The following is a 12276-nucleotide window of genomic DNA, read 5'->3' as shown; positions in this document are numbered from 1 at the left end:
CCCCACTGCAGGGCAGGTTACCCACGTGTTCCTCACCCGTCCGCCACTCCCTCCCCTCGCGGAAAGGGCGTTCGACTTGCATGTGTTAGGCACGCCGCCAGCGTTCGTCCTGAGCCAGGATCAAACTCGCCATCCAGTTCTTTACTAAAGAGCTGATGTCGAGTTCTATCTTCAGCGGCTGACTCCCCAGCCTCCGCTGAGCAAGCCGCCGCCGTACATTCTGCTTCTTTCTGGACGTCAGGGCCATCTGCGCTGTCTTGCCTGACGAACCCACCTCTGGCGAGCGGACCTCTTCAAAGAGGGCCTCCGCCCCGTGGTTCGTCAGCCGCGAACACAGCACATCCGCCTCTGCTGTTTTCCACTCTTCAATTGTCAAGGTACAACGCCTGACCTCACTCAGGCCGTCACCCGCTTGCTCACTGAGCCTCCTATCCGCCAGCTCGCTGAGAGCAGAATCTCCCTACCAAGCGCAAAACCTGGGAACAGAAGGTACTGGCCTGGCTGCCAACGTTGGCTTCGGGCAGCCCACCAGCGATGAGCGGGATAGCCGACTTTCGCTGAGTGGCCTCGCTGGCTTTTTTTCTTTCCCCGCGAGGCGAGTGTGATTATCTCACAGCCCGGAGGCGTTGTCAAGAGGGTAATGGCCAATTTGCCAGAAATTTTCCCAAAATGGGAAGCGGGTCCTAAAAAGGGGCCCGCTTCTGATGGGGGTGAAGGGAGAAGAGCGACAAGGTTCAGGCGGTGGTCACGATTTCCTGGGCCTCGAGTGAGCCATGCCCGACCTTTGTTGGAGCCGTTTCCTTGAGACCGAATGCCAGAAGGGCACTCACCAACATCCCGGCGGCGGCGATCCACATCGGTGCTACCAGGCCCCAATGATCGGCGGCTACGCCACCCAGCCAGGGGGCAAAAGTACCACCCACCAGCTCACCGATAAACTGGGTCAGACCAACCGCGCTGGCTACCAGCCGGTAGGGCAAGGATTCGCCGGGGATAACGACCAGGAAGAGCGGAAAGACCGCCTGCCCCACGGTCGTCAAGAAAGCGACCACCATCATGGCGCCCACCGGGGCCCGCAAGAGGGCCAGACAGATCGGCGATAGGGAGGCGACGAAGGCAAAGAGGATCAGGGTCGGCTTGCGGCCCAGACGGTCGGAGATGGCCGGGCCAACAAAGCCCCAGACAAAGGTTCCCAAACCCACCGCCGACATGATCAGACCCATCTCATCGGGCGAATAGTGACTGACCTCGGTCAAGAAGGTTGGGGCGAAAGTAGTAAAGGCGAATAGCCAGGTCATCGAGAAGATAGCGATCAGCACACAGAACCACATGTTGCGGTGGCGGAAGACGGCGCCGATGTCGGCCAGACGCACTTTGGTGTGCTCGACTGCTTGACTCTCCTGAGCAGTGCCTCGGCCCGGCTCGCGCATCCACTTGAGCAGCACGAAGAACATTACCAGGCCAGGGACGCCCACCAGATAAAAGGCCTCATGCCAGGAGTAGTGCACAGCAATCTGGGTGACAATGATCGGCGTCAAAAACGAGCCGATTAGCCCCAACGAGCTTTGAACAAAGCCCAGGTTGAAGCCGCGGCGCTCGGGCGTGGAGGCCGCTATCACACTCGCCTGTGCCAGCGGCAGCACCGGCCCCTCGGAAATGCCCATGAGGCCACGCACCAGGATCATCTGCCAGAAGCTGCGCGCCAGGCCGGAAAGAAAAGAGAAGAGCGAGAAGGCCAGGGTGATGGGCAGCAGGACTTTTTTCCGTGAGCCAACCAGATCGGAGATCGAGCCAAAGATGAACCCGGAGATCGCCCAGCAGACGGCCAGGATCGAGGCAATCAGGCCAATCTCGGCATTGTTGAGCTTCAGGTCGGGAGCTATGAAGGGGAAGAGGTAGACAATGCTGAGCCGCTCCATGAAGACGAAGCCAAAGGTGAAGAACATCATGAGAACGACGCCGTTCTCATAGCGGAAAAAGGTTCTCTTCTGCGGCGAAGCCATACCGGCAAACTCCTTTTTCTTGTCTGCTCGTTCGTTCGTCCACTTGATATGAAGAGTGATAGGCTGGATGGCACGCCGCGCGGCCCGGTCCGTGACGTGCCCTGCCTGATCGAGCGCTTCCTACCATGGAAGCCAGAGCCTCTACTCCTTGGATACCATCGAGGCGGCCAAGCCCCTATCAAGCGTTTGTATACATGTTGGACCCCTTCCAGCCCGATCAGTACTGAGTTAGGCTGACCTACCCGCTATAGCCAGCGATAGCCTGCAGATGACCCTGTCTAGCGGTTGGCCTCTCGTCCGTGTGGCCCAGTTGCAACGCTCGCCGCTATAGCTGGAAGATCTCATTCGCTGGTTTCCTCTTTGGCCAGGGAAGCTTCCTGGCTTCTGCTGTGCTCTACCTCCTCTCAAGGCCCATCTATGGCTGGAGTCGGCCTAATAAGGTGCGATAAGACCCGCCTGGCCTCTGCTCATCGCCCCCAGTAGCCTCGCGCTGGCGCTCAGCCGTTATTAAGCCGGCCAGCCGTTCCGCCGACCAGCGCAGGCGTTGGGCCGCTCCCGCAGCCGCCAGCGGCTCAATGGCCAGGCTGGCCAGCGTCGCCGCTGCCTCCTGCATCTCATAGGCGCGCCGCCCGGCATGCGCTGCGTGGCGCTCCAGCAGATAGGTACCGAGGTCACCAAGGGGCTTATCGGGAAAGGAAGCGTTGAGCGAGGCTACGACTTGCTCTGTGATCCCCACCTTCTCTGCCGCTAGAAGGGCTTCGAGAAAGAGAGCCTCCAGGCCCTTGAGCACCACGCTGCGGCACATTTTGAGCGTGGCAGCGGATCCCAGTGGACCATCCAGCACGGTTATGTTCATGCCATAGGGAGCCAGCGTCTGCGCCAGGCGCCCGGCTCCTGGTCCATCGGCTACCAGCGGGACACGATGCCGCAGAGGCACCACCGCTGACATCACTGCCACGCTGGTGTAGGTGGCTTCGGGGGCGAGCTGAGCTATGATCTGGCCGATCTCGGCCTTGACCGCCGGCGAACAGGAGTTGAGGTCAGCGTAGATCGTATCCGCTCTTAGATACGGAGCCACTTCACGGGCAACAGCCAGAGCAACTTTGGCAGTAACGAGCGAGAGAATCAGATCGGCTCGTGCGGCCAGCTCGGCCAGGCTAGCTACGAGGTGCACACCACAACGACCAGCACGTGCAGCGAGCGCTTCTGTGGAGACAATATCGTAGGCGTACAGCTCGCCCAGGCCCTCCTCAGCCAGTCCCGAGGCAATGGCAGAAGCGGCCTCGCCAAAGCCGATAAATCCGAGATGCATCGGCTAGCCCTCCCAATCGGCGTAGCGGACATACTCAACCCCTAGAGCCTGGAGTTTGGCGCGCAGGCCATAAATATCAAGGCCCAGCTCACCGGCGGCCAGGCGCTCGCGCGTGGCATTCTCTTTAGCAGTGCGCGCGGCGGCCTGGGCAATGGTCTGCGCCAGACCTTGACGGGGAACACGGACCACCCCGTCCGCATCGCCCAGAATCACATCGCCGGGCCTGATAAGGGTCCCTCCACAAACAACCGGAATGTTGACGGCCCCAGCAGTTTCTTTGACAGTGCCACGGGCCGAGATGGTCCGCGACCAGACAGGAAAGCGCATGGCACTCAGAGCGGCCACATCGCGCACCCCAGCGTCGACGACAAGACCAAGAACCCCATGCGCTCTTGCTGAGGTGGCGAGCAGTTCGCCAAACATGCCATCCATCGATGGGGCCTCCGTGGCAATGACCAGCACGTCGCCAGGCCGACAGACTTCGATGGCAGCATGCACCATGAGGTTGTCGCCCGGGGGACAGAGAACTGTGACGGCGGCCCCCGCGACGTGCGCGTCGGGATAGATGGGCCGCAGGTAGGGCAGCAACAGCCCCTCTTTGCCCAGAGCCTCATGGACTGTTGCCACCCCATAGGCGGCAAGCTGCTCAACGAGCGCCGGCTCGGGACGTGGAACTTCTGTGACAACAACAGGACGCTTCATACAAACTCACCTCCAACGGCGGGATAGACGCGCTGATAGGCTTCGGCGTAGACGACGCGCTGGCCAGAGTTGCGCCCCGCCTGCGTCCCCCGCCGCCTGGCGACATCGGTGTAATAGGTCCAGAGATGCTCTTGAGCCGCCATGCACTCCATTGCCTGGCGCTTTTTGTCAAAGACTGGCGTGATGTCGAGCAGCAGATCGATGCGAAAACCACACTGCTCCGGCTGATGTGGCTCGTAGAGAAAGACCGGCGGTGCCCCAATGACAGGATGGGGAGAAGGATAACCATGCGCCTGGGCCAGGATGCGGCACTCAAGCACAAGCTGGCTGGTGCGCGGATGGTCCATGTTGTAAGGATCCTGCAGAGAATGAGTCAAGATGATGTCAGGTCGATATTGGCGGAATTCCTGGACGAGGACGTCACGAAGCTCCGGAGTAACATCGAGTGGGTAATCGCCAGCATCCAGGAAGCGAATCTCGGCCCCGAGAATCGCCGCGGCACGCTCGGCCTCAGCACGGCGGATGGCCTTAATCTCTTCCAGAGCCTTTCCTTCCTGCCACAGGCGCGCCGACTCGCCTCGCTCCCCAAAGGAGAGGCAGAGGACACGCGCACGCCAACCACGCTGCGCATAGAGGGCAATGGCCCCCCCAGCGCGCCAGACAAAGTCGGCAGCGTGGGCACTCACAACCAGTAATGTGCCGGAATCTGTCGCCTTAGTCATAGACACCGTCTCCTCACTCAACCAAGAGATGGACTAAAACGCGTTTCCCTCTGCCAGCCTCCCCTACCTCACACCGCTGCTGGCAACCTCTTTCTCCTTCTTTCTTTGCTAAGATGACCAAAACCACGGATCTCTCCTTCCTCATCCTCTCTCCGCAACCAGGCGAGCTGGATTGTCAACCAGCATGCGCTGAACCTCACAGCGCGTGAAGCCCTCTGCAAGCAGGCGGGAGGCGAAATCAAGAAGGCCGTTAACGACCGTCGGATTCGAGCGCTGGCCAAGGTCAGATGAGAGGACGGTCCGCTCAGGACCGACGGCGCGAATGGCGGCGAACAGCTTTTCCCAGGGGCATTTGTTGGTGTAGAAGGTGGTGTAACAGCCCTCAATATAGGCCCCCATGCCCGCCAGGCGCTGTTGGTCCTCAATAGAGAGAGCCTGTGAAGGGAAGAGAGCGTGGGTGACCACGATGCGCTTTACACCAGTCTCCCGCGCTGCCGCTACAACGGCCAGGATCTCATCGCGGGCCAGATGGCCCGTGGCCAAGACCATATCGTACTCGGCCACGCAGGCAAGACAGGACCGTACCTCGGCACGCAGGCGTCCGCGCTCATCAAAGACACTAAGTGGCTCTGGAGCATAGCCTCTGGCGCGAATCTCTGCCTGGATACGGGACCAAAACGGCTGGTGTCGCTCCCCTCGGGCCGCCTGCTTCTCCGGGGCCTCGTTGGCCGCATCGACGGTGGGCAGCCAGACCACGCGGGTTCCGGCCCGACCGGCGATATCAACGGCTACCGGATTGAACCCCCCAACAGCATGGTTGAGGGCCACAGCTCCGAAAACCTGTGCGCCCGCAACGGCGGCAGAGACAACCTTAGCCCGCTCGACTGTGGGGAAGTAGTGGGACTTGAGAACGAAGCCACGCCAGCCCAGGGCCACAAACTCGCGGGCCAGCGAGAGATCATCTGTACTGCGCTCGATTAGATCCGGCTCGATGTGGAGGTGGATATCGATAGCACCGGCCAGCAAGCGAATGAGGCCCTCACGCTCTCTCGCGCTCAAACGCTTCACTCTCCTTTACTATTATGCTTAGCTCGTCAGGGCCGAAGCTTCAGCGGTCGTTCGGCCCTGCGAAGCAGGCTGGAACAGAGCTTCAGCCGCCGGCTGCCCGGCACAGCGGGCCAGACCTCCCTGAGCGGCCTCCCCTTGCCCTGCTCGGGCCGTCAGGGGCCTTGCCTCAGGCGGCGCAAGGTCTCGCATACTCCTGAAAGGTGGGCGCGCATAGCCTGCTCGGCGGCATCAGGATCATGGGCGGCAATTGCTTCAACGATCGCCGTGTGCTCACTTAACGAGGTAGTCGGACGACCAGGTGCCAGGATCGTGCGGTACTGGTAGCGCACGCTCTGCGAGCCAAGCGTCTCCAACAATCTGGCCGCCGTGCGGTGGCGAGCGGCCTCGGCGATCGCCCGATGCAAGGCCGTATTGATGGCCGAGTAAGAGACGAGATCGCCTTGTTCGACGCAGGCCCGCATCTGGGCTAACAGGTTGCGCATCTGGGCCACATCCTCGGGCCGGGCCCGCAAGGCCGCGAAGCGAGCCAGCAGCGACTCTATGGCCATACGAGCCTCCAGGATCTCTACAGCCTCTTCATGAGAGACGAAGCGAACACGAGCCCCACGATTTGGCTCGCGCACTACCAGCCCTTCTTGTTCCAGGCGAGCCAACACGGTACGCACGGTTGCGCGCCCCGTCCCCAGACGGGCCGCCAGATCAAGCTCGACCAGGCGCTCATTGGGTTGAAGCGTGCCGTCAATGATCCAGTTGCGCAGACGCTCATAGCAGGTCTGTTCATTCAGCAGTTGAGTTCCCATCTTCCTCAAACCACCGGTGTGCCATAGGTATGGAAGGTTTCGACCGTCTTGTTCCCCCAGGCTTGACCGCGAGCACGCTCTTCCTCTGTCCAGGTGATCGGCCTCCAGTCGGGAGCCAGGACCAGATAGCCACCGGAACAGACCTCGATGCGGTTCTTGCCTGGCTCGTAGACGTAGACAAAATAGGTCTGGTTAATGGCATGCTTGCTGGGGGCAAACTCAATGAAGACGCCGTGGTCAACAAAGAGATTGGCCGCCCGCCAGATCAGCTCGTTGGATTCGACGTGAAAGGCGATGTGATGCAGGCGTCCCCGAGCCCCCGTGGCGTCCTGCGTGTAGACCAGGTCGTAGGATTTGTTGGTAGCCCGGTACCACAACCCCGGACGCCGACCATTGTTGAGCAAAATCTGCTCCGTCAGACGCAGGCCCAGATAGCGCTCGACAAACTCACCATCCGCCTCAGCCTCCGAAGAGAGAAAGTTGACGTGGTCAAGCATCTTGACCCCTACTCCACGCCCGGTCAACTTCTGCGGCTGGTTCTTTAAGGCCGGACGCAGATGAGTGGGAGGCTGATAGTACTCGGTCTCGTAGTAGAGTTCCAGGAGATGGCCGTCGGGACCGCGAACCTGATAGGCCCGGCCATGACCGAGATCCCCTTCAATCCACCTTCCTCGAAAGCCTCCTTGCTCTAGCGCAGCTACGCGCCTCTCCAAAGCCTCTGGACTCATGGCCCGCAGCGCCGTGTGACCAACCCCAGCCTGCTCGTGGGCGGTTAGCTTGAGGGAGTAGCGCTCATAGTCTCCCCAGCAACGGAGATAAGCTGAGCGCCCAAGGCGGGCCACTTCTTCCATACCCAGGACCTCGACGAAGAACCAGAGGCTCTCGTCAAAATTGGGTGTCAATAGCTCAACATGTCCCAGATGAGCAATGTCAAAGCAGAGCGCTTCGGACATGGCTCAGCAACCTCCTTCGTAGCGGGTCAGATACGACTCCCGCCAACAGCCCCGACCAGCGGGCGCGCCAGGCCACTCCGCCTGGCAGGGCCACTCTTGTGCTCTCCACTGTGTCGGCAATATTGTCAACAATGGAGCGGCCCATAAAGAGCACTCGCTTCCTCCAGGCCAGGGAGTGCCATGCCAGCCACCTCGCCCGCCCCGCTTCGCACCTGACTACCTGTCATGGTGCCAGCTCAATCCGCGGGGCGACCACAAATTGTCAACACAATTGTTGACAATATTCCGACAAAAAAAAAAGAAAAGCGATTCACGGCGGCCACGAAGGCTCTTCGCGAGGAGCAACGCCTGCATTGGCGTGCTCCTCACAACTGTTACAATTGTAGCATATTTTTGCCGCAGTGTCAAGGCAAGGCGCCCCTCGCGGGCAAGGAGGCGCGCAGTGTGCCCAGTGGAAGTCAGAGGAGAATCTAGCTGCCTGCCGATGAATTGTGGCCTGGCTCGCCCCGCTGGGGTTTGGGCACACTCGTCGGAGCAAAAGCGGCCTGCCACTGCAGGCGTAGCTCTTGAGCGTGAGCGAAGATCTCATTGAGGTGGGGGTCACGGGCCGCGATGCGATCGCGCAGTCGTGTCAGCGTCAGCAGGTACTCATTCAAGCTGCGGACCAGGGCCTCGCTGTTGGTCAGACAAATATCGCGATACATCTCGGGGCTGCCAGCGGCCAGGCGCGTCATATCGCGGAAGCCGCTGGAAGCCAGCATGGCGGCATCGCCCCAAGAGGGAGCATCGGCGGCGGTAGTCATGAGGGCGATGGCGGCCACAAAGGGCAGATGGCTGACATAAGCGACCTGGCCATCGTGTTCTGCCGGTTCGAGAAAGCGAATGCGGGCCCCCAAGGCTTCCACAAAGGTCGCCACCTTATTGACAGCGCTGGGGCGTGTGCGCGGCGTTGGCGTCAGGCAATAGATGCGTCCCTGGAAGAGGCTCGCATCGGCAGCCTCGACCCCACTGACCTCCTTGCCGGTCATCGGGTGTCCCCCTACAAAGGAGACGTTTTCCGGCAGAAACTCCTCCGCCCAGCTGATGACCTGGGCCTTGGTGCTGGCCACATCGGTGATAACAGTTCCAGGAGTTACACAGCCGGCCAACTGCTGCAGGAGGGCGCGCATGGCCCCCACAGGGGTGGCCAGCACCACCAGCTCGGCCCCGCGCACGGCATCGGCCAGAGCATCATATGCCTGATCGATGGCCCCGACCTTTCGGGCCTGCTCACACACCCCGCGCCCCAGGTCATAGCCGGTAACCTCGCGCGCCGCCTTCGCCCGGTGGAGGGCCAACCCGATAGAGCCGCCAATCAAGCCTAATCCGACAATCGCTACGCGCTGAAACATAGGCCATCCTCACATCAGTCCAGCAAAATGATGATGACGATCAGTGATCGCTGAGTTGATGAAGCCGCAGTTACGGAAGCAACGGAGCCGCCAACGGCCTCGGCAGGTCGCGTCTACCCTCGCGTTGGCGTCGGCGGGAAGGCAAAGAGGCGAGCCAGGAACCGGCCCGCTCACTATTTCAACTAAAAGTAGGGCAGGCTTTCCAGCCAGACTACCCCATCGGGGCCAATGGCCGCCCCCAACATGGCAGTGACCTCATCGCTGAGCAGGGCGCGCTGCTCCTTGCGATATTCGCGCAGGAAGCGCGGCAAGACCTCGGGGCCAGTTCGCTTCAAGAGGTCAAGGGCAAAGCGCTCGAGGAGCAGATCGAAGCAGAGATAATCTTCTGCCGAGGTCTCCTCGTCCCAGCTGAAACTGCGAATAGTGACCGGGGTCTTGCCGTCATCTTCCGCTAGAAAGATTTCGGCATATAGCTCATGCAGGTCTCGATTGACTACGTCCTGCTGGCCATCGAGGCGGTGGGAGAGCCAGAGCGCCGCAAATTGCAACTGCCATTCATCGGCCCAGAGCGGGTAGTCTTCCGGCCAGGGGCGTGGGTCCTGCTCCAAAAAAGCATAGGCCAGCTCGTGATAGAGGAGGAAGGTCAGCTTCTCGGCTGTCGGCTCGCCAATGATGGGGTCAAGCTGGGTCGGCACGACCAGCGAAGGTGGCTCCGTCGCATTGGTAAAATAGGGCAGCCGGGTCTGCGCTTTCCCCAGATCCTCATCATGAGGCACCTTCTCCCAGTCAGAGGGCGCCACCAGGATGATCTCCAGCTCCGGCAGCGGCAGGTTGAGCAAACGGCCTAGCTCTTCCGCCGCCCGATTGAGTTTCAGCAGGAGATGCTGCGCTTGCTGCTCGTACCCCCGCGGATAGTAGAGCAGGAAGCTATTCAGCAGTGTCCGATAACGCTCATAGGGGAACGACATGTTCTTCTTTCTTCTCGTTGTAGTCTCATACCAGGCCAGGGACCCTGTGACTGCAGGCTCCTGGTTAGACCGGCCAACAGGATGCCACGTCACACCTGCCGAAGCGCTGCCCCGCTATCGCGAGATAAGCACGGGCCGACCGGGGGCCGGCGGGCAAGCTCTAAGCGCGCTTTTCCCCCTAACCGGTCCGGCCTGACTCCGCCTCCGCCGCGGAGGGCGTCGACTCTGTCCCTTGAGGCAAGAGCCGCTCCTGCTGCTTGTCTTCGCGAACGTAGCGCTGCAGCTCCTCGGCGGTCTTCTCGCGGCGAAAGCGCTGATAGAACTCATGATAGAGCTGCCGGAGCCGTCGGGGCGCCAGGCTCTTGCCGCTATCGTAGTATTCCAGCGCTACCTGGCCAATGGCCCACGTTCCAGCCGCCGCAATGGCCCCTGCAACCAGGTCGCCGCCAATAGGTACCGCTTTGGCCACTTGCTCCGCCAGATAGCGGAAGCCCGCTCCGCCAGCCATAGTCAGCACCAGCTCACGCGCATGGCGCATTGCCTCAGCGGAGGAGATGGGTTCTCCATAAAGAGCGGCCAGGCGGAGCACCAGGCGAACCTGGGTTCCCAGGATGATGGGGATGTCGATGAAAGGCACCGGCTCCAGACCGGCGGCCAGGCTGAGCAGCGTGGCATTACGGATGATTCGCTGGGCTGCACTGCGCCGGAAGGCCGGCAGCTCTCGTCCGATGACTAGAGCGGCTTCGGGGCTGGATTCAATGATGGCCGGGATTAGCTCTTCGGCAATATTCTGCCCGTTCTGGGCCGAGATCGGGATCACTCCGGCTACGCCAAGGCGTACGGCGATCTGGGTCGCCAGACGATCGCCATCCAGTCCCGCCGGCAAGGCATCAACCTTGTTGACCGCAATGACTGTGGGCTTGTTGGCGGCTTTGACTTCGTTGTACAGCTCTCGGTCCTCCGCCTGCAAACCCCGGACGCCGTCGAACAGGAGCACAATGACGCTGGCCTGCTCCAGGGCATCTCGGGTGATCTCCGGAAGATGGCCGGGGGTATCGATGAGCGTGAACGGGCCAAATTCGGCTGGTACCAGGGTTCGCGTGGTGCCAGCTTCCGGGGAGACCAGGGAGATGTTCTTCCCCATGATCTTGTTAAAGAGGGTGCTCTTGCCAGAATTGGGCCGCCCGACAATCACTACCGTGTGACCGAGACCGGCCATCACTTCCTCATGAGCCTGCTTCCAGTTCACAGCCCGCATGAAGGCTTGCATCAGCGCCAGATTGGTGGGCAGGTTCTTGAGGACATTGATGCCCAGCTCGCGGACGCTCTTCGGACGGTTGCTTTTGCGAAAGGCTCGCGGGAGCAGTTGCTCCACAATGTTCTTCTTGGTCGTTTCCTCACTGGCTGAGGAGTTCGGCTTTTTCTGGGCCACGCGCGTCGTCCTTCCCTGTGCTATTCGTGCCTCGATGAGAGAAAAGCTGCAACCTCAACAATGGCACTTTTCGTAACCATTATAGCTCTTGTGCCCAGGTGAGGCAACCGCCAGGCTCGGCGCCAGCACTGAAGGAAGATCCTGGTTGCTTGCTTCCAAGCGGTCGTAGCACCTCAGCGGCTGGCGGGAGCCAGCTCCTGGCAGGGTAGCTCGCTCGCACTCCCCCTGACAGGGCGCTCCGCTTGTTGGCACGCTCTTCCCCTCGACATCTTCTTCCCCCTCTCCCTCTTCAGAAACCTTTGCGGGACTTTTTCCCACCGCTTCCCACCGCTTCCCACCGCCTCACCCCAGCGCCTCACCGCCGGCTCAGCGATCTCGCTGCCTGGTTTGCGCTTGAGCTTTAGCCCCACGGCTGGCTTGCTCCAGGTCTTGTTGAGGCAAGCGGCTCTTTTTTGCAGATCGCACCTTGCCTGCATGAGACCAGCGGGCAAGAGCAATTGTGCGCTTCAGGATAGGAACTATCGAGCGAGCCGGCTGACCTCGGTGGCCAGGTCCGCGTGACTCCTATCCAATCGCACGCCACCAGCTTCTTTCTCCCGTTCTCCGCGCCCGGGCCACAGCCACAGGCAACGCCGGGCGAAGGCTGGTGACCCTCTCTCGCCCTGTCCTTGTTCTCCAGACTTCGACTTTGAGGTCGATCACAGCCGCGGTCAGCGATGGGTCGGCGCATTTCTCGCCAGTCCCTTCCCGGCGTTCAGACACCAGGGCTATGACCACCTCTACTTACTACTACGGAGATAGCAGAGGTAGAGAGACGCTGGCCGGCCAGTCGTCCCGGCCATCTAGCCTTTGCAATGGCTGATCGACTCCCGCAGGGGCGGTCAGCAGGTACGGTCTGCCAGGCGCTCCGGAGAGAGCCTCGGGA

At 61.1% G+C, this 12276-nt stretch carries 10 protein-coding genes and 1 rRNA gene; all 11 read right to left on the bottom strand.

Features of this window, described 5'->3' with window-relative positions; all coding sequences use genetic code 11:
• Positions 1 to 136 (bottom strand): 16S ribosomal RNA (locus ACFMO7_RS10870); the annotation flags it as partial.
• A 598-nt stretch (positions 137 to 734) separates the two neighbouring features.
• Positions 735 to 2003, bottom strand: a complete 1269-nt coding sequence (locus ACFMO7_RS10865) for an MFS transporter (protein ID WP_376795509.1) — start codon at positions 2001 to 2003, stop codon at positions 735 to 737.
• Positions 2004 to 2418: 415 nt separating this feature from the next.
• The gene (locus ACFMO7_RS10860; RefSeq protein WP_376795508.1) at positions 2419 to 3315 is read right to left on the bottom strand and encodes a DUF1932 domain-containing protein; all 897 of its coding nucleotides are present in this window, start codon (positions 3313 to 3315) and stop codon (positions 2419 to 2421) included.
• A 3-nt stretch (positions 3316 to 3318) separates the two neighbouring features.
• Positions 3319 to 4017, bottom strand: coding sequence for a 4-carboxy-4-hydroxy-2-oxoadipate aldolase/oxaloacetate decarboxylase (locus tag ACFMO7_RS10855; RefSeq protein ID WP_376795507.1), 699 nt, complete (start codon positions 4015 to 4017; stop codon positions 3319 to 3321).
• Positions 4014 to 4739: a PIG-L deacetylase family protein gene (locus ACFMO7_RS10850; RefSeq protein ID WP_376795506.1), complete on the bottom strand. Its 726-nt coding sequence runs from the start codon at positions 4737 to 4739 to the stop codon at positions 4014 to 4016. The genes ACFMO7_RS10855 and ACFMO7_RS10850 overlap by 4 nt, the downstream gene beginning before the upstream one ends.
• A gap of 141 nt (positions 4740 to 4880) precedes the next feature.
• The gene (locus ACFMO7_RS10845) at positions 4881 to 5798 is read right to left on the bottom strand and encodes a DUF6282 family protein (RefSeq protein WP_376795505.1); all 918 of its coding nucleotides are present in this window, start codon (positions 5796 to 5798) and stop codon (positions 4881 to 4883) included.
• A gap of 161 nt (positions 5799 to 5959) precedes the next feature.
• On the bottom strand, positions 5960 to 6607 hold the full coding sequence (locus tag ACFMO7_RS10840; protein WP_376795504.1) for a GntR family transcriptional regulator: 648 nt from the start codon (positions 6605 to 6607) through the stop codon (positions 5960 to 5962).
• A gap of 5 nt (positions 6608 to 6612) precedes the next feature.
• Entirely contained in the window at positions 6613 to 7560 is a 948-nt protein-coding gene (locus ACFMO7_RS10835) for a VOC family protein (RefSeq protein WP_376795503.1), read from the bottom strand.
• 470 nt (positions 7561 to 8030) lie between these two features.
• Positions 8031 to 8951 carry a prephenate dehydrogenase gene (locus tag ACFMO7_RS10830; RefSeq protein WP_376795502.1) on the bottom strand — a complete coding sequence of 307 codons (921 nt, stop codon included), beginning with the start codon at positions 8949 to 8951 and terminating at the stop codon, positions 8031 to 8033.
• Positions 8952 to 9133: 182 nt separating this feature from the next.
• Entirely contained in the window at positions 9134 to 9919 is a 786-nt protein-coding gene (locus ACFMO7_RS10825) for a hypothetical protein (RefSeq protein ID WP_376795501.1), read from the bottom strand.
• A 178-nt stretch (positions 9920 to 10097) separates the two neighbouring features.
• Positions 10098 to 11351 carry a GTPase gene (locus tag ACFMO7_RS10820; RefSeq protein WP_376795500.1) on the bottom strand — a complete coding sequence of 418 codons (1254 nt, stop codon included), beginning with the start codon at positions 11349 to 11351 and terminating at the stop codon, positions 10098 to 10100.
• Between the last annotated feature and the right edge of the window lie 925 nt (positions 11352 to 12276).

The organism is Thermogemmatispora sp. (assembly GCF_042408735.1).
In the GTDB taxonomy this organism is placed as follows: domain Bacteria; phylum Chloroflexota; class Ktedonobacteria; order Ktedonobacterales; family Ktedonobacteraceae; genus Thermogemmatispora.
This window is presented reverse-complemented; position numbering and strand designations above follow the sequence as displayed.